This is a genomic window from Emticicia sp. SJ17W-69 (assembly GCF_051209875.1).
Classification (GTDB): domain Bacteria; phylum Bacteroidota; class Bacteroidia; order Cytophagales; family Spirosomataceae; genus Emticicia.
This window is the reverse complement of record NZ_JBNTQY010000001.1, coordinates 3,087,091-3,113,241: the sequence shown is the minus strand read 5'-3', so window position 1 is coordinate 3,113,241 and position 26,151 is coordinate 3,087,091. Positions and strand designations below refer to the sequence as shown.

Below are 26,151 nucleotides of genomic sequence, written 5' to 3'. Positions count from 1 at the left end.
TAAAATCTTTAAGGAATTTAAAGATTTTAATGTAAAGACATGACTATTTGAATAGCTAACGGTTAATTTTTTACTAAGTTAAAATCTTGAATAATAATTAACTTTTAAATGTTATGCACTTCAAAAATTTCATATACCTTGTATGAAGTTTCGGAGTGTATTTTCTGAGGAGGTTATTAGTTTAATATTGCCATCAGACAAATAGAAACTAATATGGCAAATGAGATAAGCTTTTTGGCCTTAGGGGTAAGAATCGCACGTGTTCTTACGGAACCCAATTGTACTGAGTTTTTCATTTTTTAGGGGACTAAATGATTATAGGAAAGTTAAACTATGTTATTTATGTAAATTTAAATTAATATAAATTGATTTTCAAAATATTTTGAAAGTTTTTTTTTTACAATAAATATAGATTTATAGAAGTAAGATGAAAGAATATTTTTCAATCCGCAATGATTAGCGTAATTTTGCAATCTTACCAAAGAAATAAGATATATTATAATGCCAAATTCAGATTCAATATTACGAATTGCCCTCCAAAAGTCTGGAAGACTAAGTGAAGATTCGTTTAGACTATTCAAAGAGTGCGGAATTAAGTTTGAGAGTGGAACAGGAAAACTCAAGACTTCTTCATCCAATTTCCCTGCCGAATTTCTTTTTTTAAGAGATGATGATATTCCAGGTTATGTTGAAGATGGGGTCGCAGATATTGGTATAGTAGGAGAAAATGTTTTTATAGAAACAAATCGGAAAGCTGAAACTACCTATAGATTGGGCTTTTCAAAGTGCCGATTATCAATTGCGGTTCCACGTGGTATTGATTATCAAGGTATTGATGATTTTCAAGGAAAAAGTATTGCGACTTCTTACCCTCGAATTTTAGGTAATTTCTTGAAAGAAAAAGGGGTAAAAGCCGATATTCATGAAATCAGTGGTTCGGTAGAAATAGCACCAAGTATTGGTCTGGCTGAGGGTGTGTGTGATATAGTAAGTTCGGGAAGTACACTTTTGAGTAATGGTTTAAAAGAAGTTGAAGTGATTTTTCGTTCGGAAGCAATTTTGATTACAAATAAAAAGTTGTCAAAAGCAAAACATGATACCCTCAACAAATTGTTGTTTAGAATAAAAGCTGTTCAAACAGCTCAGAATTATAAATATATCTTGTTGAATGCTCCAAACGATAAGCTTCAAGATATTATTAATATGATTCCCGGTATGAAAAGCCCTACTATTGTTCCTTTAGCAATGGAGGGGTGGAGTTCGATTCATTCAGTTTTGGAAGAAAATCAATTTTGGGAAAATATCGAAGCTATCCGTTCAGCAGGAGCAGAGGGAATTTTGGTTATTCCGATTGAAAAAATGATTTATTGATTTTTAAGACATGAGATTCGAGACGTGAGATTTGAGAGTTTTAATTCTTCTTTGTCTCACATCACAATATTTAATTAATTGAGGCAAATAAAATGATAACAAGCATCGATCAATTAGATTTTTCAAAAGCCTATACTTTTAAAGACTATCTATCATGGAAGTTTACTGAAAGAGTAGAGCTTTTGAAAGGGTATATTGCCCGTATGTCGCCAGCAGCTACCAGTAAACACCAAGAAATCAGCAGTAATTTGCATTTTAGTTTGGCATATTTTCTACAAAAAAAAACTTATAAAGTGATTGCTGCCCCCTTTGATGTTTATTTACCTTCCATAAAAGGTGATGGTGAAACAGTTGTTCAGCCAGATTTGTGTGTAATATGCGATACATCTAAAATTAAAAAACAAGGCTGTGTTGGCTCTCCCGATTTAGTAATTGAAGTACTTTCTTTAGGAAATTCACGCAAAGAAATGGGTATCAAATATCAAATTTATGAGCAAGCGGGAGTGAAAGAATACTCGGTAGTTTTTCCTTATGAACAAGTGATTCAGCAATATATTTTACAAGACGGCAAATTTCAGATTTTTCCTTTGTCAGAAAATAACGTCAAAAGTATAGTTTTAGAAGGATTTGAAGTTGATATGGATGCAATTTTTGATACAATTGGTGAATAAGTAAATAAAATAAATGAAAATTATATCTTTTCCTCCACGCTCAGAATGGAAGCAACTACTTGCTCGTCCTGTACAGGAAATGGCCGATATTGAGCAAAAAGTATTGCCTATTTTACAAAAAGTTAAATTGGGAGGTGATACCGCTTTGCGTGAATTTGCCTTGAAATTCGATAAAGTAGAAATCAAAGATTTTTTGGTTTCACAAGAAGAAATTGAAGCTTCAGAAAGTCAATTATCACAAGAGTTGAAAGAAGCTATTTGGCAAGCCTATAAAAATATTTATACTTTTCATGAAGCTCAAAAACAATCGCCTGAAGTAATTGAAACGATGACTGGTGTAAGATGTTGGAGAAAAAGTGTAGGTATTCAGAAAGTTGGTTTTTATATTCCTGGCGGAACAGCACCCCTTTTTTCAACAGTTTTGATGTTGGGGATTCCAGCACAAATTGCTGAATGTGAAGAACGAATTTTATGTTCTCCGAGCAACCACCCAGCTATTTATTATGCTGCCAAATTGGTTGGTATCACCAAAGTTTTCAGAGTAGGAGGGGCTCAAGCAATTGCCGCAATGGCTTATGGAACTGAGACAATTCCACAAGTATATAAAATCTTTGGCCCTGGAAATCAGTTTGTCACTGCTGCCAAACAATTGTTGAGTAAAGAGGGTGTAGCAATAGACATGCCAGCGGGACCATCAGAAGTAGCTGTGATGGCAGATGATTCAGCAGTACCATCGTTTGTGGCATCAGATTTACTTTCACAAGCTGAACACGGAGCAGATAGTCAGGTTTTATTGATTTCTACCAGTAAAAAGTTTGTCTCGGCTGTTAACTTGGCTGTTTCAGGTCAATTGAATCGGCTCCCTAGAAAAGATTTAGCAGCAAAAGCAATTGATAATTCAAAGATTATTTTGCTCGAAAATCAACAAGATTGTATTGATATGCTTAATGAATATGCACCAGAACATTTGATTTTAGCAGTCGAAAATTACAATGAAGTAGGTGAAAAAATCATCAATGCAGGTTCGGTTTTTCTTGGAAATTATACACCCGAATCTTGTGGTGATTATGCTTCAGGAACAAATCATACTTTACCAACCAATGGTTATGCAAGAGCATACAGTGGTGTTTCGGTAGATAGTTTTGTAAAGAAAATAACTTTTCAAGAAATTTCTAAAGAAGGAATCTTGAATATCGGTAAAACGGTCGAATTAATGGCTGAAGCTGAATCTTTGGAAGCTCATAAGCGTGCTGTAAGTTTACGAATGGAAAGTTTGTTGAATGAATGAAATAGTATCTTCTTATATAAAACCTTCAATAAAGAATAATATTATGCTTATATTTCATAGAAAATTATTGTTTTTGCTTCTATTTTGCTTGATTGGCGTTCAAGTATATTCACAAGATACCTTTACTGTCATTAAAGCTGGTAAATTATTTGATAGCGAGAAAGGTATTTTTATTGATAATCAAATCATTATCATAAAAAACAACTTAATTAGCGAAGTTGGAAGCAATTTGAAGATTCCAGCAAATGCGAAGGTAATAGATTTGAGTAAACAAACTGTTTTACCTGGTTTAATAGATTGTCATACTCATATTACAGGACAACCAGAAAATTATATGGAAGATTTGTTTCGTAAATCGTCCATAGATGTAGCTATATCTGCTCATATATATACTAAGCGTACTTTAGAAGCGGGATTCACTACTTGTCGTGATGTTGGTGCCAATGACTATGTTGACGTAGCATTAAAGAGAGCGATTGATGCTGGTAAGGTAATCGGGCCACGTTTATTTGTATCTGGCCCATTTATCGGTGCTACTGGTAGTCATGGAGATTTATCGGGTTTTTCGCCTTATGTTCATATTCAACAAATTTCGACAGTCGCTGATGGTGTTGATGAAATCAGAAAAAAAGTTAGAATGAACATCAAATATGGAGCTGATTTGATAAAATTTGGTGCAACAGCAGGGGTGTTGACGGAAGAAGAATCGGTAGGGGGACCACAGTATTCACAAGAAGAAATGAATGTGATGGTTGATGAGGCTAAAATGTGGGGTAAAAAAGTAGCTGCTCATGCACATGGGACAGAAGGAATTAAACGAGCTGTAAAAGCTGGGGTGGCATCCATTGAGCATGGTAGTTTTATTGACGATGAAGGTATTGAATTGATGAAGCAAAAAGGTACTTATTTGGTAGCTGATATTTATAATGACGATTATATTTTAGCAGAATATACAAAATTAGGTTTCCCTCAAAAAATTATTGATAAAGAAAAATTAGTTGGTCGTACACAAAGAGAAAACTTTCAAAAAGCAGTAAAAGCAGGTGTTAAGATTGCTTTTGGCACTGATGCAGGGGTTTATCCACATGGTGACAATGCTAAACAATTTTATTATATGGTAAAATTCGGCCTTACACCAGTTCAAGCGATTCAATCAGCAACAATTAATGCCGCAGATTTAATTGGAGTAAAAGACAAAATTGGCTCAATTTCAGTTGGTAAATTTGCTGATATTGTAGCGGTTGATGGCGACCCAATAGCAGATATTACTCTTTTAGAAAAGAAATTAATTTTTGTTATGAAAGATGGTATTGTTTATAAGAATTGAAAATAAAAAAGTTTTTCTATTATAGAAAAGCCTGATAATCAGTCGATTATCAGGCTTTTTTGTGGAGACGCAGGGACTCGAACCCTGGTCCGAACTTGGCAATTGTCGAACCTTCTACATGTTTAGTTGCTATTTATTTTCGAGTGATAGTAGGTTAGCATCAGACCTTAGTAGCACCTTAGAAACCTAAATACTAATTACAGATAAGTTCCCCACCTATAATCGCCTTTGCGGGGCGACACCCTGAACTCCCCAGCAGCAAAGGTTAGCCGAGGCAGGATGTGGCTAATGTTTAATTCACTCCGGAATTAAGCAGCCATGGCATACGAAGTATTGCCAGTTATTGTTCGGAAGAATTTTTAACGGGAGATCCTACCAACTCCCGACATGCTTATACTCGCAACCACTCACGCCGTCAAAACCGGTCGTCCCCAATTGCTATTATTAAATGCAAAAGTACACTTATTAGTTCAAAAAATAGACACAATAATGTAAATCAACTTTATAAGTTTGTCTAATGTATTGATTACCAGTCTAATCAAGAAAAAATATTTATATTGTTTTTTTCTTAAAAAGTAAAAAAAGGCTTAGTTTTTCGATTTTTTTGGTAAGAATCTAATAAAGATTCTCTTTAATTATTGGGATTTGCCAATCAGTTGTTTGTAAAATACTAGACTCAATTCTAATTCCTTGAGGTATCTCACAAGTTTATAATTTAGAGAGGGTAAGCAATTAAAAAATGCCCTGAAAAGAATTCAAGGCATTTTTCTATTTTTTTTCTAATTTTTTTCAGTAGATTGTTTGTTTGTATCTTGTACTTTAGGTGCAGTAGGAGCCACTAAGGTTTTTTGTTCTACAGAAGAACCTTTAACATCTTCTGTTTTATTTGTAGCTGGAGCAACAACCGCCTTTTGCTCTAAAGTAGAACCTTTGACTTCCTCTGTTTTAGTGGTAATTGGAGCAACGACAGCTTTTTGTTCTAAACTAGAGCCTTCAATAACAACTGCTTTAGTTACTGGAGGTGTAGGAGCAGGTGAATCATCAATTGAGCTTGGTTCATTTCCAGTTCCTCTCAATTTATTTTTATCATTATAAGTAACATAACCAATTCCCATGTAATCTGGTTTGCCAAATGCTCTTGGATGTAAATATTTACCTTTATTGTATGATTCCTTTTCTTCAACATTTGGAATTCTATTTCCTTTGGCAAAGGCATCTTGACGGATACCAGTTACTTGCCAACTAACTTTTACATTGGGTTTATTGGTAGCAATTTCAAAAGTGTTTTCCGCAACTTCCCTTTCAACAATGGCTTGAGCGAACGAACCAATTACAGTTAATTGATAACGATATTCCATGTTTAAGGCTTCAAAGTAATCAGGAAGCTTAACTGTCGCTTTGCCTGAAGCATCCGTTACTATATTACCATTGTAAATATTCATCATATCGGGGCTTTCAACAAAACTATGATATAAATATTTATTTTCTGGTTCAATTGGATGGTCTATTTTAAATGAACCACCACCTTTCGATAAGTTTCCGGTAATAACAACATTACCCGTTCCATTTTCAATTCTCATTCTTTCACCTCCACCACCTAACTCGAAAATCTGTAAATTGTCATTTGCTGGATTGTTTCTGATATTCCATTGGTTTACGCCAGCTTTTGCAAAACGCAAGGCAGCATCACCGCTTGCTGCATCAATATCAACCACTGAAAATGAACCACTTGAGCGGCTACGAATACCCGTAGAACCACCATGAAGTACATCTAATTTATAAGATGGAGAAGTCGTTTCACCAATCCCAACATTTCCAGTACCATCTTGAACTACCAAACGACTACCCCCACCGCCTAATTCAAATATTTCAAAGTAATCATCGGCTGGTCTGTTACGAACATTCCATTGATTAACACCAGCTTTGGCAAAACGTAAAGCCGCATCACCGTTGGCAGCATCAATATCTATCAAAGAAAAAGTACTACTTGAACGACTTCGAATACCAGTTGCACCACCATGAAGCACGTCTAATTTATAAGTAGGATTAACAGTTTCACCGATTCCGACATTACCAGAACCATCTTGAACAACCACACGGCTACCCCCACCACCTAATTCAAATATTTCAAAATAATCATCAGCAGGTCTATTACGTACATTCCATTGGTTAACGCCGGCTTTTGCAAAACGTAAGGCAGCATCACCACTGGCAGCATCAATATCAACCACTGAAAATGAACTACTTGAGCGGCTACGAATACCCGTAGAACCGCCATGAAGCACATCTAATTTATAAGTAGGATTAGTAGTTTCACCGATACCAAAATTTCCTGTAGCATCTTGAATTACTACACGGCTACCCCCACCGTTTAATTCAAATATTTCTAAATAATTATCTGCAGGTCTATTTCGAATATTCCATTGTTGTACACCTGCTTTTATAAAACGCAAGGCTGCATCACCATTGAATGCATCAATATCAGTTGCATTAAAGCTACTTTTACTTGTTGATTTAATTATTGTCCCTCCAATTGGGTCAACAATATCCATTCTTTGTGAGAATGAAACAAATGGGTAAATAAAAACAAGGATAAGAATAATTTTTTTCATGGGTTTACAAGTTTAAAATGAATTTTTCTGAAAGTTATAGAATCATTTTTTTGATTTACGAAAAAATGACAAATTTCAATCGGAAATTTTACTTAACGGTCAACTCACGTTTTTTTGATTATTTTATACATTAAAACTTCATCGAAAGCCCAATTCTTTTTCTGGAAATATCAATTTCCATTACTTTCACTTGTACTTTTTGATGCACCTTCACCACTTCATTAGGGTCTTTGATATACCGATTTGCCATTTGTGAAAGATGGACAAGGCCATCTTGATGTACACCTACATCAACAAAACATCCAAAAGCTGTAATATTTGTAACGATTCCTGGTAGTACCATCCCCTCTTTTAAATCTTCCATCGTATGGACATCAGATGCAAATTCAAAAGCTTCTAAGGTTTCGCGAGGGTCACGTCCAGGTTTTTGTAATTCTGACAAGATGTCATTTAATGTTGGTATTCCAACTTTATCAGTTATATAGTTTTTTAAGACTATTTTTGACTTAATTTGCTCATTACCAATGAGCTCAGAGACCTTTACACCTAAATCTTTTGCAATTTTCTGAACGATTGGATAAGTTTCTGGATGAACTGCCGAATTATCCAAAGGGTTTTCTGCTCCGTGAATTCTCAAAAAACCTGCACTTTGTTCAAAAGCTTTCGCTCCTAATCTTGGAACAGTTTTAAGCTCATTTCTTGAGGTGAATGCTCCATTTTTTGTGCGATAATCAACAATGTTTTGAGCCAAAGCTGGGCCTAAACCAGAAACATAACTCAATAAATGCTTACTGGCTGTATTGAGTTCAACACCCACTAAATTTACACAGCTTTCTACGACAGAATCAAGACTTTCTTTCAATGTTTTTTGTTCTACATCATGTTGATATTGCCCAACACCAATTGATTTTGCATCAATTTTTACCAATTCAGCCAAAGGATCCATCAATCTTCTACCGATCGAAATTGCTCCACGTACTGTTACATCTTTATCAGGAAATTCTTCACGAGCAATAGGAGAGGCCGAATAGATGGATGCTCCTTGCTCAGAGACGACATGAACAGCAATAGTACTAAAAGCTGAGTTTTTAAGAACTGATTTGACAAGACTTTCAGTTTCACGACTTGCTGTGCCATTTCCTATGGCAATGGCGTCTATTTTATATTCTTGAAGCAATTTTTTCAAGATTGCTTCTGCTTCCATTTGTTTGCTTAACGGGTAAATTACAGTATCATAGAGCAAATCTCCACGCTCATTTAAGCATACGATTTTACAACCCGTTCTAAAACCAGGGTCAATCCCCATCACTCTTTTTTGACCCAAAGGCGAAGCCAAAAGTAATTGTCGAAGATTAGTTGCAAAAATTTTAATGGCTTCACTATCTGCTTTTTGTTTTGAAATGTTGGCAAATTCAGTTTCTATACTTGGCTTCAAAAGTCTGCCATAAGCATCTGTAATGGCTAAAGCCACTTGTTCTTTGGCATCAGGTAAACCACGTAGAAAAATACGGTCGAGAGCATCTGTACCACGTTCGGCTTCAATCGAAACATCAATGGATAAAATACCTTCTTCTTCTCCTCTTCGTAATGCCAAAAGTCTATGTGAAGGGATGCGAGAGAGCGGCTCAGAAAAATCGAAATAATCTTGGAATTTTATTCCTTCTTCTTTTTTACCTTTTTTTACTTTTGAGGTGATGATGGCTTCACGTTCAAAAAGTTTTCTAACGGCATTTCGAGCTTGAATGTCTTCGTTGACCCATTCTGCCATAATATCTCTGGCACCTTGAAGTGCTTCTTCGATGGAGTCAACTTTATCATTAAGGTATTTTTCAGCGATTGTTTCAATATTTCTGTCTTTTTGAGCAAAAATTATTTTTGCCAAAGGTTCTAAACCTTTTTCAATAGCAATACTTGCTTTTGTTTTTCGCTTTTGTTTGTATGGTATATATAAATCTTCTAATTCGTTGATATAGAGTACATTATTGAGTTTCAAAAGCAATTCTGGAGTCATTTTGCCTTGTTCTTCAATCGACTTTATAATGGCTTCACGGCGTTTATCCGCTTCAATAAATTTGTTGTATAAATCTTTTGTATTTGCCACCTGCACCTCGTCCATACTGCCCGTCATTTCTTTTCTATATCTTGAAATAAAAGGAACAGTCGCTCCTTCTTCAAGTAGGGAAATCGTATTTTGGATATTTTTTTCTGCTACCCCAACAGTTAAAGCGATAATTTGTATTTGTTTTTGGGTCATAAGTTCCAACCTTTATGGTAAAATTTGAATCTAATAGTAAAGTTGATGGTCAATGATTGATTGACTAATATATTCACAAAAATCCAATTAAAATATGAAAAAGCAATTAATGTTATGGATGATTCTTTCCACAATCTTTGCCATGAGCTGTGAAAAAGATAGTCAAGTGCTTGGCAATGAGACAAGTATGAAAAATTATGTAGTCAATTATGGTACTAGCTTTGGTATGTGCATAGGGCCTTGCAGAAAAGAAATGAATTTGGTAAAGAATGATTTGGTATTCACTGTTTATACTACCGAGGGTAGAGGAGCAGTTGGCGGAGTTCCGCAGAGTTATAAAGAAAAACTAACAAATTTATATGCAAGTAATATTATACAAAATATTGATTTTGAAGCATTTAAAAAATTACCCGAAGTAATTGGCTGCCCTGATTGTGCCGATGGCGGTGCCGAATGGATAGAAATAATTAAAGACGATTCTAAACATAAAGTGACCTTCGAGTTTGGAACTTCACCTAAAGAAATTGAAAAGTTAGTGCAGCTTTTACGAGAAAAAAGAACTTACTTTGAAGAAAAATATGTCAAGTAAATGTATGATATTATTGTAGTTGGTGGTGGTGCAGCTGGTTTTTTTACAGCAATTAATGCTGCTGAAAAAAAGGCTGTCAAAATAGCAATTCTCGAACGTGGGCGTGATGTATTACAGAAAGTAAAGGTTTCGGGAGGCGGACGTTGTAATGTAACGCATGCGTGTTTTGAGCCAGAGAAATTGGTCAAGTTTTATCCACGTGGTGAAAATGATTTATTAGAGCCTTTTCAAAAATTTAATCCTACCCATACAATCGAATGGTTTGAAAGCCGAGGGGTAAAAATTAAAAAAGAATCCGATGGTAGGATGTTTCCTACCACCGATTCTTCTCAAACAATAATTGATTGTTTGATGGATAATGCAAGAAAAAATCGAGTTGAGATTATAACGAATGCTCGTGTGGAAGATTTTGTTTATCATGCAACACAACCATTTCCGTGGGAAATTAATGTTTTCGGTAATAGAATAATGCGTGCTAAAAAACTGATGTTAGGCACAGGCAGCGATCCAGCAACCTGGCGTTTACTTGAAAAATTAGATTTGACAATTATTCCACCTGTTCCATCGCTTTTTACTTTTAATATCAAAGATGAACGCATCAGTGATTTGATGGGATTAAGTGTACCACAAGCAAAAGTTAAAATTATTGGCTCAAAATTTGAAAGTGATGGCCCAATTCTCATCACGCACTGGGGGCTTTCTGCCCCTGCTATTTTGAAACTTTCAGCGTGGGCAGCCAGAGAATTAAATGCTTTGAATTATAAGTTCAAAATTGAAGTCAATTGGATGTCAGGCAAAAATATTGGAGAAGTAAAAGAGCACCTTCATCAACAGATAAATCTTCAATCTAAAAAGAACGTTATGCTAAATGCTGAATTTGGCATCCCGATACGTTTATGGAAAAGCCTTTGCAAAGCCGCTGAAATTGGTGAATTTCAAAAATGGGCTGAAACTGGAAAAAAGCATATACAAAAGTTAGCCGAACAACTGACTGCTTGTAAATTTGAGGTCAATGGAAAAAGTACTTTTAAAGAAGAGTTTGTTACAGCTGGCGGCGTTGATTTATCAGAAATAGATTTAAATACTTTTAGTTCAAAAAAATATCCATCGCTATTTATGGCTGGAGAAGTGCTTAATATTGATGCCATAACAGGCGGATTTAATTTTCAAGCTGCTTGGACTGGTGGTTGGTTGGCCGCACAAAATATCTGATTATTTCTTTCTACCTTTTTGAAGAATTTCAGAAAAGATTGATTTGTCATTGATTTCGTCTAAAATGATGGCTTCTTGTAATATTTCTTTGAAAGCTGCGAGTTTTTCTTGTAAATCTTCTGCATTTTTGAATGAAACACTTTGAATAAATTGTCTTTTTTTTGCCTCCAAAAGCCCTTGAATGTTTGACATCTGAAATCCTCGATGAAAGCCAACTTCAACACCGCTATTTTTCTTCATTATAACGAAATAACAAAGTTCGTTTTTGACTCCAAACATAGCAGTATTAAACATAAATCTTTCCTTCATTTTGGGGTGTGCATTCAAAATCGTATGCCGCAAAGACCAAAGTAAGGCAGTAATTTCAGGGTCTTGGCTTTCAATAAAGTCTTCTATTGAGAGGTATTTTTGCATGTTATTTTGAATTATTTTAAAAAAAATCTTTTTAATGAACCTGCAATCATTCCCGCAATACTTGCCAATAGCCCCCAAATCATTCCAGGTATTTCAGGTTCATAAAATTCCAAAATAAACCAAACGCCAGTACCAAAAATCATTGATAGAATTGCACCAAGTGCAGTGGCTTTTTTCCAATATAGACCAGCTACTAAAGGCACAAAAAGAGCTACTAAACTTAAAGCGGATGATTCGCCAACTAATTCATAGATGGCTGATTTATAAAGTGATAATGCTACTCCAATTATTGTAATGCCGATTACAGAAAATCGCATAATTTGTAATAGTTTTTTATCTGAAATTCGATGCCCATAGAGAGGTTTTATTAAGTTTTCTCCTAAAACAGTTGCTGGAGCCAAAATAGCACCACTACAAGTACTCAAAATAGCCGAAAGTAAAGCTCCAAAAAAAACAATTTGCATACCAAGAGAAGAATGTTTTAAAACTAAAATAGGTATGGTCATTTGGGTATCACCTTGTTTAATATCTGGGTATAATAAAGTACCACAAAGAGCAATAACCAAAGGCATTGATGCAACTGTTAAGTACATAAATGCCGACCAATAGGCACTATTAACTGCCACTTTTTCTGATTTTGCTGAAAGTGTACGTTGAAAAACATCCTGCTGTGGAATGGAACCCCAGCCTATTGTAATCCAAGCTCCAAAATAGGCAATCCAGCTTGGAATTGAATTTTCTTTAGGCGTAAAACTAAAGAAACCTTCGGGAGTTTTATCAACTATTTGTTGCCAACCGCCAATTTCGCCAACTAATTCGAGCATCAAAACCAACATGCCAATAATGATGATTGCAGTTTGTACAGTATCAGTGATGGCTACCGACCACATACCACCGACATAAGTATAAAATAAGACAACGGATGCACAAATAATGATTCCCCAAACAAATGGAATATTAGCAATTGCTTGTAAAACTATGGCCAAAGCTACTAGTTGAGCTGCAATCCAACTAAAATAAGAGGGAATCATAAAAATTGCTGAAATCCACTCAACTTTTTTATTGTATCTGATACTGAAATAATCGCTAAAAGTTAAAATATTAAGTTTGTATAGTGGACGTGCAAAAAAGAGTCCAATGAGGAGTAAACAAAGTGATGCTCCAAAAGGATCTTCGATAACACCAAGCAAACCATTTTCTACAAATTCTGATGAGGCTCCCATCACAGTTTCTGACCCAAACCATGTTGCAAATAGCCCAGATGCAACAACATAAGTTGGCATTTTTCGACCTGCGATAGCAAAGTCATTAGAAGTTTTTACATATCTCGAAGCAAACCAACCAACTAAAATTGTAACTATGAGATAAAGAAAAATAAAAATAATGAGCATTTTATTTTGGTGATAAAGATAGACATACGGTGATAAAGTGCAGTTTTTTACAAAAAAAATAAAAAATAACGAATTCTTTGTGACTTTATTTTTATTTCTGCGTCAATATTTATATTTTTCGCTACGAAGGCTTTAATTTAAACTATTGAAAAGCTGTGACCCACCTCATAGAACGATTTACCGAAATATTAAGAAAAGGAAAGTACAACTCACAAACGATAGCAGCATATAGAAATGCTATTTTTGTTTTTTACAACCATTTTCGTGATTTACCTCAAAGTAAAATCACTGAAGAACTGATTGCCGATTATTTAAAGGAACTTAGCGAGAAAAAGGCTGGGTCTGTTGATGCTGCCATACAATCTGGAAAAGCGATTAAACTTTTTTATGAAACTATTTTCAATAGAAAATTAGGTATTAAGGCATCTGGTGAGTCGAAAGAAGACAGTTTACCTGAGATATTGACAGAAAAAGAAATTGGAAAGATTATACAAGCACTTGATAATCAGAAACATAGAGCATTGTTATCAATCATTTATGCGGCAGGATTGAAATTGAGTGATGTCCTAACCATGAAAGTGACAGATATTGATTTTAATAATAGGAAAATTACTATTCCTCCAACCAAATCTGAGAAAGGCCGAGAGTTGATGTTGCCGACTAAATTAGTGCCAATTTTACACTCCTACATTGAAAAATATCAACCCAAGGATTTACTTTTTGCTGGAGATAAAGGTAAACCATATAGTTCAAGAAGTGTTCAATTAGTATTTCAACATGCCATTTCTAAAGCTAAAATTCAAAAAGAAGCCTCTGTTCATACTTTAAGACATAGCTATGCGGTACATTGCTTAGAACGTGGTATGGATATTCATTTACTTCAGGAAATTTTAGGACATCGTTATTTACAAACAACAGCTATTTATAATCAAATAGCACAAATTGAAATTGTAAATGTAAGAAGTCCCTTTGAAGACTTAGAGGTATAATATAGTGCTGAGTTGAGAGTTCTGAATCCTGAGACAAATTATTTCTATTGCCTCTAAATACTAAAAAAATTGCGTCAGCTAACTCAAAATTCAGAACTCTCAACTCAGCACTAAAATTAGTCTTCCATACTTGCCTCTTTCAATACAATTGTTTTCTTTTTCATAGAATTTGCTTCTAAATCGCTTAATTCTTGACGATTCTTTGCTATATCAATAGCAGTATAAATAGCATTCAGCATTGAAGATTCATCAGCCTGATTTTTTCCAGCAATGTCGTAAGCTGTTCCGTGGTCTGGCGATGTGCGTACCTTTGGTAGGCCTGCTGTAAAATTTACACCGTTTTCAAATGCAATCATTTTAAAAGGCATTAAACCTTGATCGTGATACATCGCTAAAACAGCATCGTAGTTTTTCCATGCTGCAGTTCCAAAAAAACCATCTGCTGGAAATGGCCCAAAAACAATATTTCCTTTCTTTTTAAATTCTGTAATGGCAGGTTTAATGATTTCTTCTTCTTCATTTCCTAATAAGCCATTTTCTCCCGCATGAGGATTTAGGCCAAGCACTGCAATGCGAGGTTTTTGAATCCCAAAATCACGTTTTAGGGAAGTTTTTATTTGCTCTAATTTCTTGGTTATTAACTCTTTATTTATATTTTGCTTGACTTGTTCAAGTGGTAGATGACCTGTTACCACACCAATTTTCAAGTCATTGCTAACCATAAACATAAGCACATCTTTAGTGCCAAAAGTATCTGCTAAAAATTCAGTGTGCCCAGGAAACTTAAACACATCACTTTGAATATTATGTTTATTAATTGGAGCAGTAACTAAAGCTGTTATTTTGCCAGATTTTAAATCTTCAACTGCTCTTTTAAGTGATTCAAAAGCCAATTTACCCGCTTCTGGTGTGATTGCTCCAGGATTAACTTCTAAATTTTGGTCATTCATGCAATTGATGACATTGACTTGCTTATGATTGAGTTGCTCAATTTTCTGAATAGTGAAAAACTGCCAATCTTTTAATTCTAAAATTTGACGATAACGATTGATGACTTTGCCAGAGCCATAAATCACAGGTGTACAAATTTTATTCAAACGATTGCCGCCGACAGCTTTTAAAATAACTTCTGGTCCTATACCGTTAAAATCGCCGATACTAATGCCAATGATTGGTTTTTGTAATTCGCTCACTTTAAACTTTATTTAAATGGTGTTGGGATAAACATTTTTTTGTAAAAAATTGTATTAAATAATGTGTATCCAAATATGTAACCGTAATTTTGTTGCAAGTTACTTACAAAGACAATATAAAAAAAATCCTGTGAATAGTATCAGTCCCACAAATAGCGGTTTAGTCTTGATTGCCGACGAAATGCACTTAAGTATCATTCAAATGCTTGAAAATATTGGCTATATTCCTGATTATAAGCCATTGATAAAACGCCAAGAAATCATTGAATCAATAGGGAAATATGAAGGCTTGATTATCAGAAGCAAGACTTTTGTTGACGAAGAACTATTGGAAAATGCACATCAGTTAAGATTTATAGCTAGAGCTGGAGCTGGACTTGATTTGATTGATAATGAGGTAGTTAGCGAAAAAAAAATTCATCTTTTTTCAGCAAATGAAGGAAATAGAGTGGCTGTTGCTGAACATATCATTGGAATGCTTCTATGTTTAATGAATAATATTTTGATTGCCGATAGACAAGTAAGAAATGGTATTTGGTTACGTGAAGCCAATAGGGGATATGAATTAAGTGGAAAAACTGTTGGTTTGATTGGTTATGGAAATAATGGCTCAGAAACAGCAAAAAGACTAAAAGCTTTTGATTGTAAAATTTTGGCTTTTGATAAATTTAAGACAAATTTTAATGATGAATTTGTTGAAGAATCATCAATGGATAGGATTTATGAAGAAGCGGATATTCTTACTCTTCATATACCATTGACCAATGAAACATCAATAATGGTGGATTCTCAATATTTAAATAGATTCAAAAAATCTATTTATTTTTTAAATGCTTCTCGTGGTGAAATAGTCGTTCTGAAAGACATATTAGCTGCTCTTGAAAATGGTAAAGTCAGAGGTGCTTGTTTGGATGTATTGGAGAACGAAAAACTTCAAAAATTAACACCAGAGCAACAAGAGGTTTTTAATAAAATCACTCAATCCGACAGAGTTATTTTGACTCCTCATATTGCTGGATGGACGCATGAGTCATATGTCAAAATTAATCAAGTTTTGGTTGAAAAAATTGGACAATTAGTTTTCTGATATTTCTAATGCGAATGCCCTCAAATAAGGGCATTCGCAACTTCTAACTATAATCTATTTATCTTCTTCCTCTTCTTCCTCCTCATCTTCTTCTTCAGTATTTTCTTCATTGCTATAGGTGAAACTATATTCTTCATCAATAGCGTAATTCTCACAAAGCGATTCTAAATCAGCAATAAAATCATCAGGATTTTCTGTTAGTATCTCAAAATTATTGATATAGGTATATTCTACACCATCTTCTTCTTTTGCTTCATAATCAAAAAAGAAATCTTCTTCACTTTCAACATATTCTAAGCATAATTTTTCAAGTTCAGTTGCAAAGTCTTCTGTATCCTCCGTTTGAATCCAAAAATCTGTTACATATATCATTCCATCTACAGCAAAGCTTGATTCTTCCGTTTCGTCCCAAACCCCGTCACTAAAATCAAGATTTTCTACCGATTTGATAATCCAAGAATCATGACCATTGAAATCTTTATTTATCATGTAATCATAAGGAATATAGCAATAACCTCTGTCACCCCAGTCTTTTCCCCAGGAATTTCTAACAATAAATACCTTATCGGGGTCGGAATAACCAACACATAGCATTGCATGCCAGCCATGAGTTGTACGCACGTTATCAGAAGGTTTAGGCATTGGAACTCTTCCTCTATTTTGACAGGCACTATCAAAAGATTGGAAAGTATTTAAACAAAATGAAATGGGATAACCTTCGGCAAGTGTTTGTTTCCATAATTCAAGATCAGTTTCAATATATTCTGCATCAACTATCTTGAAATTTGAACCATGGTCGTAGGAACTTTGGTCGGGTTCATCCAAAATCATGGTTTCATCATTTGGCCAAAGATCTTCTGAGCAAGCACCGTACTGTTTTAAACCCTCAATTGCATTATACATGACTGAGCCACAATCTTTGTCTTGAGAATCGCCCAAATAACGTGCATTGTAATATATATATAAGCGGCTTACATCACCAGATTCACCATTGGTTCGTTTAGCTAGATATTCATAAGCACCTGCAAAGGCATTTGCAACGCAACTATTTCCTACTTGCATTTCAACTTCGGTGAGGTGGTCTCTTAAATCTACTTTTGAAGGAAGTTTATCATACTTTCCTGATTCCTTTCTTGTGACTCCTGCCGGAATTGCTCCAGCTAAATAGCCACCAATTCGATTTTCCATTGATTTTTATATTAGTTTAATTAGTGATTGGGTATTTGAAATTTATTTCAAATGTAGAAGATTCCAATGAAATTGAAAATATTAAGGAGAATAAATTGCTAACAAATATTTACTAAATGAATAGGTTTTATTTTTTTTATAAAAAATTATCTAACGGATAAATATTGTTTTTCTGTGATAGTTTTTTTAAAAAAATATAGATTTATACTTCGTAATTTAAATAAAAATTGAGCTTTAAAGTGTACTTAGAGGTCCCTGAAATGTTTAGATTTGAAGATTTGGCATGGTTATTTCTTTTATTATTTTCAGAGAAGATTAAGAAATTCGGAAGATTAGAAACTTAGGGAAAGTAACAAAAATAGAACAAAATATTATTATACTCAATAGCAAAATAGGCAAAAAAGGGCAGAAGTATCTGCCTTTTTTTCTTTTCAAACAATATTATTTCACCAGATATTCAAGTAAAAGTCTTCTTTAGCTCTCATTTGCTTTTCATCTTCAATAGATTTATCATAGTAGCCACAAAGATGCAATACACCATGCACCAATACACGTTGTAATTCTTGTTCAAATGAACTATTGAAATCTTTTGCATTGTCATTCACTCTGTCAATACTGACAAAAATATCGCCTTCTATGAGGTTTTTTTCTTCCGAATTATCAAAAGTGATGATATCTGTCAAGGTATCATGGTCCAGGTATTCCAGATTTATTTTATGTAGATACTCATCAGAGCAAAAAATGTAATTGATTTCTGAGAGTTCAAAACCTTCCATTTCAATTACTTTTTTTAACCATTTTTTTGTTTTGATTGGTTTTTCTACTTTAAAATTGATGTCTTCAGTGTGAAAATTTATCATTAAATAAGTAATATTTTTTTATTTATTCGCTTTCAAAAATACAGTGGATAAGTTGAATTTCAATGATATAATCAAAAATAAAGACTGCTCTTGGTAGAACAGCCTTGTTTTTGGGCGAATAAGATGAATATTTATTTTGTTCTTTTTTTATCTAAAGTCATAATAAATGCTGGTAAAAGGATCAAATTGGCTATCATTCCCATAAGAAGGGTAATCGAAACCAATGTGCCAAGATAGATTGTTCCTTTGAAATTGGAAGCAGCAAAAATTCCAAAACCAAAGAAAAGAATAAAGGCCGTATAAAACATACTTATACCCGTGTACATAATAGTTTCGGTAATAGCTTCTGAAACAGTTCGATTATGATTTTTAATTTCATCCTTGTATTTGGTCAAGAAATAGATTGTTCCATCGGAAGAAATTCCAAAAGCGATACTGAAAACTAAAGTCGTTGTTGGCTTTAGTGGAATACCAAAATACCCCATCACTCCTGCAGTAATAATTAAAGGAATAATACTTGGTATAGATGAAATTAAAATCATTTTAAAATCAAAAAACTGAGTTGACATGACTATACTGACCAACAAAATTGCCCAAAGAGTACTTTCAACCAAATTTTGGAGTAAATAGTCATTACCTTTCATAAAAACAACGCCATTCCCAGTGATTTTGGCTTCGATTTGCTCATCTTTTGGAAGCCAAGCTTGAGCTTCTTTGTCATAGTTGAATATAGAATCAATTTTTGGTTGTAGTGTTGTAACCAATTGTCTAATTCTCACAGTTCCAGCATCTCCACACTGAAAACTTACCCTTGTGTATCGTTTTGTACTATCAATAAATGGAGAAGCAAGGTTTTCTTTACCTTTTACTGTTCCAACATATTCAGCTAATTTTTGAAGTTCTAAAGCTCCAGGTAATTGAAAATATTTTGGGTCGCCACCTCTATAGCCCTGATATACGAGTTTGATAGCCTCAACTAATGAAATTGGATTGGTAAAGTCATCATACTTGGCAAACTCACGTTGCATGACTTTAATTTTATTCAAAACTTGTGGATTTAAAACACCATTTTCTCTCTTGGTATCTATTACAACCTCAAAAGGAACAATGCCATGAAAATGTTTTTCAATAAATTTCAAATCAGCATAAATTGGGTCTTTTTGAGGTAAATCATCAACAATGTAGCCAATTGCTTTCAGACGAGTCATCCCGTAGGTAAAAATAATCAATAAAATACCAATGGACCAATACAAGATGGTACGTTTTGTATGAACAATTCTATTAACAAAACTCAAAAATTGTGTGATATTTTTATTATCTAAATGTCTTACATTTTTTGCACTCGGCGGAGCTGAATAGCTCAACATTGTAGGGACAAGCATCAGAGATATTGCCCAAGTTGACATAATACAGATGGCTGCAACTAAGCCAAATTCAAGTAATAAAGGGCTGCCAGTAAAATAAAAAACAAAAAAGCCTATAGAAGTCGTAACATTGGCAAGAAAAGTAGTTTTGCCAATTTTTTCAATCGTTACGGCCAAAGCACGCATTTTATCGCCATGTTTCAAGAATTCTTCTTGAAATTTGTTGACTAAAAAAATTGTATTTGGGATACCTATTACAATGATTAGAGGAGGAATTAGCCCAGTTAGGATAGTGATTTTATAACCTAATAAGACGATATAACCAACTGACCAAATTACAGAAATGATGACCAATAATGCTGTAATTAATACTACCTTAAACGAACGTAAAAACAAATAAAGAATACCAATAGTTACCAAAAAAGCAAGTCCAAGAAACATTGTCATTTCGGCAGACACTTTAGATAAGAAATTTGTGCGAATAAAAGGCATTCCTGAAAAATGCACTTCTATGCCTGTTTTCTTGCCAAAAGCTTCAGCTTCGGCTTGCACTTCTCTTGAAATACTTATTCTGCCTTTGCTATTTAACTTTGATTGATCAAAAGTGACGGCCATGAGATGTGCATTTCCTTTGGTACTGTATATCACACCTTTATAAAAAGGCATTTTTGCAATTTTCGCTTTGACACTATCAACCTCAGCTTGGCTATTAGGTTTGTGAGGAACAATGGGGGGAAATATAAATTTTTTTGAACTATCATCTCTAACAACACCAAAGAGATTAGCATTTGATACTACATTTTTAATGCCTTCAATACTCTTGATTTTTTTGTTTAAATCATACCATTCATTGAATGTCTTTAATTCATAAATCTTATCTGATTCGATGGCAATCACCATCACATTACCATCTTCGCCAAATCTCTTTTTGAAATCTTCATAAATTTTAAAATTTTCATCACTTTTAGGTAAAATTCTTGCCAACTCATACGACATCGTAATTTGGGATGCCATATAAGCCATGAAAACGGTTGTAAAAAAAATCACTGCCAGCCAAATCCTGCGATTTTTTAATATTACTTTTGAAATGTTATACCAGAACATATTTTTTTAGGGGTCAGTATAATTCTAAAAATTGAATGTGCGAATAATAGGATATCAAGTACGATAATTGCAATAACTCTCCAAAATTACGACTTTTTGATAAACTATCTCGAAGAAATGTTCTAAACTTATGAATAAAATACGAAATTTAGTTAGAATTTTAAATTCTATTTTGTGGCATTCGTTCAATTTAACAATTTGAAAAGTGTATTTGCCGCCTGGATTGGTAATAACTCTCCAGCTAAAATCTTAGCTTCTATCAGTGGGATGTTGTTTTTAACTAATTGATTATCAAAGAATTGAGCGGTTAAAGTTTGCTTAATAAAAGCATACATCCATTCTAAATTTTGTTCTTGACGATTCCTTTGCCAAAAGCCATTTGCCAACATTTTTTTTTGAAAATCTATTATCATTTCCCAAATTTCAAAAAGCCCAGTTTTTTCCAACGCCGAACAAGTTAATACTTGAGGATACCAATTATTTTGCGATGGTGGATAAAGATGTAAAGCATGAATGTATTCCATCCTAGCATTCTTAGCTTTTTGAATATTATCTCCGTCTGTTTTGGTAATTACAACAGCATCAGCCATTTCCATTATTCCACGTTTGATACCTTGTAGTTCATCTCCTGCCCCTGAAAGCATCAATAATAAGAAAAAATCTACCATTCCTTTTACTATTGTTTCAGATTGACCCACTCCAACAGTTTCAACAATGATTACTTCAAAGCCAGCAGCTTCGCATAATAACATAGTTTCACGTGTTTTGTTTGCTACTCCTCCAAGTGAATTTCCAGATGGAGAAGGGCGAATATAAGCATTAGATTCATGCGAAAGCTCTTCCATGCGAGTTTTATCACCCATGATACTTCCGCCAGTTCGCTGACTACTGGGGTCAATTGCAAGAACGGCTATTTTTTTGTTTTGAGAAGTAATATGTTTACCAAAAGCCTCAATAAAAGTACTTTTCCCAACACCAGGTACACCAGTTATTCCAATTCTGATTGATTTTCCCGAAAACGGCAATATTTTCTCTAAAACTTCTTGAGCTAAATTTTTATCTTGGCTTAATTGACTTTCTACAAGCGTAATCGCTCTGCTAAGAATAACCCTATTTCCAGATAAAATTCCTTGAATATACTCATTGGCAGAAAGTCTTTTTTGCATGAAAATATTTTGAGTATTGAATGAATTCATTACATTTACGAACAAAGATAAGTAATCTAACGAAGTATTGTACTTGATTTTTATATAAACTCTCTCATAAATAAATATGAAAATAGTAATCATTGGTGCTACAACTGGAATTGGACGTTCGTTAGCAGAACTTTATGCTTCGAAAGGAATTGAAATGGCTATTACAGGTAGAAGAATTGCTTTGCTTGAAGAAATCAAACAAACATACCCACAAACCAAAATTCATGTTCGTTCGATGGATGTAATCAATTATGAAGAATCAAGAAATATAATGGATGAACTGTCACTCGAATTGGGCGGATTTGATGTGGTTATAATTAATGCAGGAGTAGGTTTTCCAAAGGCTACTTTCATACAAGAAATTGAAACAGTTCATATCAATGTGAGAGGCTTTTTAGCTTTGGCTCATTGGTCTTATCAATATTTTCAACAAAAAGGTGGGGGTCAGATAGTAGGGATTTCTTCATTGGCATCTCTTTCAGGAAGTGCCTATTCACCAGAATACCATGCCTCTAAGGCATTTATGGCTAATTATATGTCAGGTTTGCGTATGCGTTCAACAAAATATAAGCACGGTATTGCCATTACGGATATTCGTCCTGGCTTTGTTGACACGCCAATGACAAAACAAAATAAAGGGATGTTTTGGGTATCAAGTCCAGAAAAAGCGGCTATTCAAATCAAAGATGCCATAGATTCAAAAAAGAAAGTAGCATATATCACAAAGAGATATGTATTGATTGCTTTAATACTAAAAATGATTCCAGAGTGGCTTTTGGAAAAAGTATTTTAATTATTTTTTTTTAATTTAGATATTGATTGTTTGAGATTGAACTGTTATTGTTAAAACATACATAGTAATCATTGGTTTTTTGGTAAAATCTGCTTCTTTATGAAACGATTTTTCTATCTTTGAGCATTGTTTTTTATTTAAAATTTAAGTTTAATTTAATATCACTGTTTTTGTTAAAATGCTGATATTCAATGATATAACAAAATTTTAAAAATTTTACTGAACAAAATAAAACTTAATACGTTTAATCAGAATGAATTTTCTAAATATATGCGGCCATTAATACTTATCTTAATAGTATGTATCACTTTTTTATCTTGTAAAAAAGAAGATCAAACGCCTGTTTGCCATTTGACAAAATTTATTACGACCTATCCTGCAACAAACCTGATTCACCATGATTTAGTTAGATTGAAGGATAATCGTATTGAGATGATGTATAGTTATGATTTGAAGAATGCAAAAGATACATCTGGAAGAATAAAAATTTTTTATGAATATAACACATTAGGGAAATTGTTGGCCTTTCGTGACGAATCAAATACAAGTAAAATCTCCCGTTTTGATCTCACTTACAATTCATCTGGTTTAGTGACTAAATCGACTCAAACAACTAATGGTGTAATAAATGATGAAATTGTTTTTGAGTATGATGCTCAAAATCGCCCAATAAGTGCTTTAGGACTGAGATTATTAGGTGTGAATCGAAGTATAGAATATGATGTGAATGGAAATCCTTATCGCATTTATCGCTCAGATTATGGTAGTTTACCTACCTTGAATGAGCATACTTTTGACAATAATCGTAATTTTTTTGAAGGAATTCCAGAAATTAGAATATATTGGTTAATTCGGCCGCTGTATGCTTTTCTTCCTTTTGGAGGAAATAATATTCAATCAACCAAATTTTTTACCTTACAAGGCACAGAATTAAAGGAAGTTCCTGAACTCAGAACTATCAGAGAGGTTATTGTCAATGAACAAGGATTTCCAAACTCGATGAAAATTATGCTTGAAAATCAAAACAAAATTCTTTCGGCTGAATCTAAATTTGAATATAATTGCCAGTAAACAATAGATAATTTAAAATAAATGATGATTTGCGTTGGAATATGAAAGAACACAGACCAAAATTTTCAATTTTCAATTTTCAATTTTCAATTTTCAATTTTCAATTTTAAAAAAGCCTCAGCGACAATCATATCCTCAGGAGTGGTAATTTTAATATTCTCATAAGCTCCGTCAATTAAATTGATTTGCTGACCAGAAAATTCAAGTACACTGGCACAATCTGTAAAAAAAGCTTCCTCTTCTACCTCAAAAGCCTTTTTGAAAAGGCTTAATCGAAATGTTTGTGGCGTTTGTATAAGTTTTAATTTTGTACGATCAATAGCCAAGTTTTTTCCGTCTTTATCCACCTCTCTTACCGAATCCTTTACCCAAACACTCGTCACCGCAGTACCATGTTCATAAGCAACTTGATAAGATTTTTGGATAATATCAAGACTTACTAATGGTCTAACTCCATCATGAACGGCCACTAATCCATCATCTTTGATTTGTTTTAAACCATTTTTTACAGACTGAAATCTTGTAGCTCCACCTTCAGTAATGATAATTGAATTTTTAAATGATTGAATGTTTGCATTCGATTGTGTAATCTGATGCCAATAATCAATATCATTTTTAGGAAGAACAATAATTAGTTGAATATCAGTTATTTGTAGAAATACCTCTACGGTGTGTAGTAAAATAGGTTTTCCAGCAAGTGGTAAAAATTGCTTTGGAATTTCGCTTTTCATTCTGCTACCACTTCCACCAGCAACAATGATTGCGTATTTTAAAGGTGAGTCCATTTAAAAGAAAAAAAAGCCCTCCCGATTTGGAAGGGCTGAGTGGGGCTACAATATCAACATGGCATCACCATAAGTGAAGAATTTGTACTTTTCCTTGATGGCTTCGTTATATGCGTGCATGATCAATTCATGTCCACCAAAAGCACAGGCTGTCATCAATAGGATTGACTCTGGCAAGTGGAAATTTGTTAATAGAGCATTGGTAATTTTAAATTCAAAAGGAGGGAAGATGAATTTATCTGTCCAACCATTATCAACTGGTTTCAAGTGGTCACTTGCAGATACAGAAGATTCGATAGCTTTCATGGCAGTTGTACCGATGGCACAAATTTTACCTTCCATGTCAATCGAGCGATTCACGATTTCACAGGTACTTTCAGGAATGAAAAAGTTTTCTGAATCTGTTTTATGCTTAGTTAAATCTTCCACATCAACCTGACGGAAAGTACCAATACCAATGTGCAAAGTGATTGGACAAAAGTTAGTACCTTTAATTTCCATTCTACGTTGAACATTTTTAGTAAAGTGCATTCCAGCCGTTGGAGCAGCAACAGCTCCTTCGTTTTCTGCAAATATTGTCTGATAACGCACACGATCTTCCTCGGTTACTGGGCGTTTGATTATATCAATCGGAAGAGGTGTTTCACCTAATTCGTGAACAGCCTTCATCATTTCTTCATGAGAACCATCAAACAAAAAACGGATTGTACGACCACGAGAAGTTGTGTTATCAATGACTTCAGCAACCAAATCGCTATCTCCAAAATATAATTTATTACCGACACGAATTTTACGAGCTGGATCAACCAAAACATCCCATAAACGCATTTCACGGTTGAGTTCTCGCAATAAAAAAACCTCAATTTTAGCTCCAGTTTTTTCTTTAGAACCGTATAGACGTGCTGGGAAAACTTTAGTATTATTAACAACCAAGGTATCTTTTTCACCAAAATAATCAACAATGTCTTTAAACATTTTATGTTCAATTTTTTTGGTTTTGCGATTAACTACCATCATACGACCTCCATCACGCTGCTCGTGAGGGTGCATGGCAATAAGGCTGTGCGGAAGATCAATTTTGAATTCTGAAAGTTTCATTTTTATTTATTCCCAATTCTGTTTTTTACAGAAAATTTTGTTTGATTTCATTCATGTTTTGGGGTGCTTTTATCTTACATGAAGAAATTTAGGCGAAGAAATATTACTCAACCTAATATAAATAGGTCGCAAAGGTACAACATCAAGGTAGGGGGTGTCAAGTTTTTTGAGATATTTGTTTTTTATATTTAAAAATTTCTATATACATGGTTTACCCAAAATGACATCATTTGATTCTTTTTATTAAAGGTAAAAAAATAGTATCTTGCCTTCATTAAAAGTTGATAGATATTA

Annotated in this window: 21 protein-coding genes and 1 other RNA gene; 10 read left to right on the top strand and 12 right to left on the bottom strand. The window is 33.9% G+C overall.

The window, feature by feature from the left end:
* The first annotated feature begins 501 nt into the window (after window positions 1–501).
* The 4 genes from hisG (at window position 502) to ACQUQZ_RS12640 (ending at window position 4,657) form a co-directional block, all read left to right on the top strand.
* Complete coding sequence (gene hisG, locus ACQUQZ_RS12655; protein WP_435355358.1) at window positions 502–1,371, top strand: ATP phosphoribosyltransferase; 870 nt, start codon at window positions 502–504, stop codon at window positions 1,369–1,371.
* Window positions 1,372–1,463: 92 nt separating this feature from the next.
* The gene (locus ACQUQZ_RS12650) at window positions 1,464–2,042 is read left to right on the top strand and encodes a Uma2 family endonuclease (protein ID WP_435355357.1); all 579 of its coding nucleotides are present in this window, start codon (window positions 1,464–1,466) and stop codon (window positions 2,040–2,042) included.
* Between the two features lie 13 nt (window positions 2,043–2,055).
* Window positions 2,056–3,330 carry a histidinol dehydrogenase gene (gene hisD, locus ACQUQZ_RS12645; protein ID WP_435355356.1) on the top strand — a complete coding sequence of 425 codons (1,275 nt, stop codon included), beginning with the start codon at window positions 2,056–2,058 and terminating at the stop codon, window positions 3,328–3,330.
* A gap of 43 nt (window positions 3,331–3,373) precedes the next feature.
* A complete protein-coding gene (locus ACQUQZ_RS12640) occupies window positions 3,374–4,657 on the top strand; it encodes an amidohydrolase family protein (protein WP_435355355.1) in 1,284 nt (427 codons plus the stop codon).
* 59 nt (window positions 4,658–4,716) lie between these two features.
* Here the strand turns inward: ACQUQZ_RS12640 and ssrA are convergent.
* The 3 genes from ssrA to ACQUQZ_RS12625 form a co-directional block, all read right to left on the bottom strand.
* Window positions 4,717–5,090: a transfer-messenger RNA gene (gene ssrA, locus ACQUQZ_RS12635) on the bottom strand.
* 346 nt (window positions 5,091–5,436) lie between these two features.
* Complete coding sequence (locus ACQUQZ_RS12630; protein WP_435355354.1) at window positions 5,437–7,269, bottom strand: hypothetical protein; 1,833 nt, start codon at window positions 7,267–7,269, stop codon at window positions 5,437–5,439.
* Between the two features lie 130 nt (window positions 7,270–7,399).
* Window positions 7,400–9,523: a Tex family protein gene (locus ACQUQZ_RS12625; RefSeq protein ID WP_435355352.1), complete on the bottom strand. Its 2,124-nt coding sequence runs from the start codon at window positions 9,521–9,523 to the stop codon at window positions 7,400–7,402.
* Between the two features lie 94 nt (window positions 9,524–9,617).
* Between ACQUQZ_RS12625 and ACQUQZ_RS12620 the strand changes: the two genes are divergently transcribed.
* Together ACQUQZ_RS12620 and ACQUQZ_RS12615 are read left to right on the top strand one after the other, a co-directional pair.
* Entirely contained in the window at window positions 9,618–10,112 is a 495-nt protein-coding gene (locus ACQUQZ_RS12620; RefSeq protein ID WP_435355351.1) for a hypothetical protein, read from the top strand.
* The gene (locus ACQUQZ_RS12615) at window positions 10,113–11,324 is read left to right on the top strand and encodes an NAD(P)/FAD-dependent oxidoreductase (protein WP_435355349.1); all 1,212 of its coding nucleotides are present in this window, start codon (window positions 10,113–10,115) and stop codon (window positions 11,322–11,324) included.
* On the opposite strand, the gene ACQUQZ_RS12610 is transcribed toward ACQUQZ_RS12615, so the two are convergent.
* Together ACQUQZ_RS12610 and ACQUQZ_RS12605 are read right to left on the bottom strand one after the other, a co-directional pair.
* Window positions 11,325–11,738, bottom strand: coding sequence for a DUF1801 domain-containing protein (locus ACQUQZ_RS12610; RefSeq protein ID WP_435355348.1), 414 nt, complete (start codon window positions 11,736–11,738; stop codon window positions 11,325–11,327). It abuts the gene before it with no gap.
* An 11-nt stretch (window positions 11,739–11,749) separates the two neighbouring features.
* The gene (locus ACQUQZ_RS12605; RefSeq protein WP_435355346.1) at window positions 11,750–13,129 is read right to left on the bottom strand and encodes a sodium:solute symporter family protein; all 1,380 of its coding nucleotides are present in this window, start codon (window positions 13,127–13,129) and stop codon (window positions 11,750–11,752) included.
* A gap of 155 nt (window positions 13,130–13,284) precedes the next feature.
* On the opposite strand from ACQUQZ_RS12605, the gene ACQUQZ_RS12600 reads away from it, so the two are divergent.
* Window positions 13,285–14,118 carry a tyrosine-type recombinase/integrase gene (locus ACQUQZ_RS12600; protein WP_435355344.1) on the top strand — a complete coding sequence of 278 codons (834 nt, stop codon included), beginning with the start codon at window positions 13,285–13,287 and terminating at the stop codon, window positions 14,116–14,118.
* A 116-nt stretch (window positions 14,119–14,234) separates the two neighbouring features.
* On the opposite strand, the gene pdxA is transcribed toward ACQUQZ_RS12600, so the two are convergent.
* Window positions 14,235–15,311 (bottom strand): 4-hydroxythreonine-4-phosphate dehydrogenase PdxA, encoded by a 1,077-nt coding sequence (gene pdxA, locus ACQUQZ_RS12595; RefSeq protein WP_435355342.1) that lies wholly within the window; start codon window positions 15,309–15,311, stop codon window positions 14,235–14,237.
* Between the two features lie 61 nt (window positions 15,312–15,372).
* Here pdxA and ACQUQZ_RS12590 point away from each other — a divergent pair, with 61 nt between their 5' ends.
* Window positions 15,373–16,398, top strand: coding sequence for an NAD(P)-dependent oxidoreductase (locus tag ACQUQZ_RS12590; RefSeq protein ID WP_435355340.1), 1,026 nt, complete (start codon window positions 15,373–15,375; stop codon window positions 16,396–16,398).
* Window positions 16,399–16,452: 54 nt separating this feature from the next.
* Here ACQUQZ_RS12590 and ACQUQZ_RS12585 read toward each other — a convergent pair whose 3' ends face one another.
* The 4 genes from ACQUQZ_RS12585 to meaB form a co-directional block, all read right to left on the bottom strand.
* Window positions 16,453–17,586, bottom strand: a complete 1,134-nt coding sequence (locus tag ACQUQZ_RS12585; RefSeq protein WP_435355339.1) for a C1 family peptidase — start codon at window positions 17,584–17,586, stop codon at window positions 16,453–16,455.
* Window positions 17,587–18,032: 446 nt separating this feature from the next.
* Window positions 18,033–18,446: an rRNA maturation RNase YbeY gene (ybeY, locus tag ACQUQZ_RS12580; RefSeq protein WP_435355337.1), complete on the bottom strand. Its 414-nt coding sequence runs from the start codon at window positions 18,444–18,446 to the stop codon at window positions 18,033–18,035.
* A gap of 131 nt (window positions 18,447–18,577) precedes the next feature.
* The gene (locus ACQUQZ_RS12575) at window positions 18,578–20,914 is read right to left on the bottom strand and encodes an efflux RND transporter permease subunit (protein WP_435355335.1); all 2,337 of its coding nucleotides are present in this window, start codon (window positions 20,912–20,914) and stop codon (window positions 18,578–18,580) included.
* Window positions 20,915–21,099: 185 nt separating this feature from the next.
* Window positions 21,100–22,080, bottom strand: a complete 981-nt coding sequence (gene meaB / locus ACQUQZ_RS12570) for a methylmalonyl Co-A mutase-associated GTPase MeaB (RefSeq protein WP_435355334.1) — start codon at window positions 22,078–22,080, stop codon at window positions 21,100–21,102.
* Window positions 22,081–22,186: 106 nt separating this feature from the next.
* Between meaB and ACQUQZ_RS12565 the strand changes: the two genes are divergently transcribed.
* Window positions 22,187–22,903: an SDR family NAD(P)-dependent oxidoreductase gene (locus ACQUQZ_RS12565; RefSeq protein WP_435355332.1), complete on the top strand. Its 717-nt coding sequence runs from the start codon at window positions 22,187–22,189 to the stop codon at window positions 22,901–22,903.
* 270 nt (window positions 22,904–23,173) lie between these two features.
* The gene (locus ACQUQZ_RS12560) at window positions 23,174–23,974 is read left to right on the top strand and encodes a hypothetical protein (protein WP_435355330.1); all 801 of its coding nucleotides are present in this window, start codon (window positions 23,174–23,176) and stop codon (window positions 23,972–23,974) included.
* Window positions 23,975–24,060: 86 nt separating this feature from the next.
* On the opposite strand, the gene ACQUQZ_RS12555 is transcribed toward ACQUQZ_RS12560, so the two are convergent.
* Window positions 24,061–24,759: a 2-C-methyl-D-erythritol 4-phosphate cytidylyltransferase gene (locus tag ACQUQZ_RS12555; protein ID WP_435355328.1), complete on the bottom strand. Its 699-nt coding sequence runs from the start codon at window positions 24,757–24,759 to the stop codon at window positions 24,061–24,063.
* Between the two features lie 45 nt (window positions 24,760–24,804).
* Window positions 24,805–25,857 carry a tRNA preQ1(34) S-adenosylmethionine ribosyltransferase-isomerase QueA gene (queA, locus tag ACQUQZ_RS12550; RefSeq protein ID WP_435355327.1) on the bottom strand — a complete coding sequence of 351 codons (1,053 nt, stop codon included), beginning with the start codon at window positions 25,855–25,857 and terminating at the stop codon, window positions 24,805–24,807.
* Window positions 25,858–26,151: the final 294 nt, after the last annotated feature.

Excerpts from the sequence above, each read along its gene's own strand:
- ACQUQZ_RS12585 (WP_435355339.1), bottom strand. The coding sequence starts at position 17,586 with ATGGAAAATCGAATTGGTGGCTATTTAGCTGGAGCAATTCCGGCAGGA.
- hisD (WP_435355356.1), top strand. The coding sequence starts at position 2,056 with ATGAAAATTATATCTTTTCCTCCACGCTCAGAATGGAAGCAACTACTT.
- ACQUQZ_RS12630 (WP_435355354.1), bottom strand. The coding sequence starts at position 7,269 with ATGAAAAAAATTATTCTTATCCTTGTTTTTATTTACCCATTTGTTTCA.
- ACQUQZ_RS12625 (WP_435355352.1), bottom strand. The coding sequence starts at position 9,523 with ATGACCCAAAAACAAATACAAATTATCGCTTTAACTGTTGGGGTAGCA.
- ACQUQZ_RS12640 (WP_435355355.1), top strand. The coding sequence starts at position 3,374 with ATGCTTATATTTCATAGAAAATTATTGTTTTTGCTTCTATTTTGCTTG.
- ACQUQZ_RS12615 (WP_435355349.1), top strand. The coding sequence starts at position 10,113 with ATGTATGATATTATTGTAGTTGGTGGTGGTGCAGCTGGTTTTTTTACA.
- queA (WP_435355327.1), bottom strand. The coding sequence starts at position 25,857 with ATGAAACTTTCAGAATTCAAAATTGATCTTCCGCACAGCCTTATTGCC.
- ACQUQZ_RS12555 (WP_435355328.1), bottom strand. The coding sequence starts at position 24,759 with ATGGACTCACCTTTAAAATACGCAATCATTGTTGCTGGTGGAAGTGGT.
- ACQUQZ_RS12575 (WP_435355335.1), bottom strand. The coding sequence starts at position 20,914 with ATGTTCTGGTATAACATTTCAAAAGTAATATTAAAAAATCGCAGGATT.
- ACQUQZ_RS12590 (WP_435355340.1), top strand. The coding sequence starts at position 15,373 with ATGTGTATCCAAATATGTAACCGTAATTTTGTTGCAAGTTACTTACAA.
- meaB (WP_435355334.1), bottom strand. The coding sequence starts at position 22,080 with ATGCAAAAAAGACTTTCTGCCAATGAGTATATTCAAGGAATTTTATCT.
- ACQUQZ_RS12620 (WP_435355351.1), top strand. The coding sequence starts at position 9,618 with ATGAAAAAGCAATTAATGTTATGGATGATTCTTTCCACAATCTTTGCC.
- hisG (WP_435355358.1), top strand. The coding sequence starts at position 502 with ATGCCAAATTCAGATTCAATATTACGAATTGCCCTCCAAAAGTCTGGA.
- ACQUQZ_RS12565 (WP_435355332.1), top strand. The coding sequence starts at position 22,187 with ATGAAAATAGTAATCATTGGTGCTACAACTGGAATTGGACGTTCGTTA.
- ACQUQZ_RS12610 (WP_435355348.1), bottom strand. The coding sequence starts at position 11,738 with ATGCAAAAATACCTCTCAATAGAAGACTTTATTGAAAGCCAAGACCCT.
- ybeY (WP_435355337.1), bottom strand. The coding sequence starts at position 18,446 with ATGATAAATTTTCACACTGAAGACATCAATTTTAAAGTAGAAAAACCA.
- ACQUQZ_RS12560 (WP_435355330.1), top strand. The coding sequence starts at position 23,174 with ATGCGGCCATTAATACTTATCTTAATAGTATGTATCACTTTTTTATCT.
- ACQUQZ_RS12650 (WP_435355357.1), top strand. The coding sequence starts at position 1,464 with ATGATAACAAGCATCGATCAATTAGATTTTTCAAAAGCCTATACTTTT.
- ACQUQZ_RS12605 (WP_435355346.1), bottom strand. The coding sequence starts at position 13,129 with ATGCTCATTATTTTTATTTTTCTTTATCTCATAGTTACAATTTTAGTT.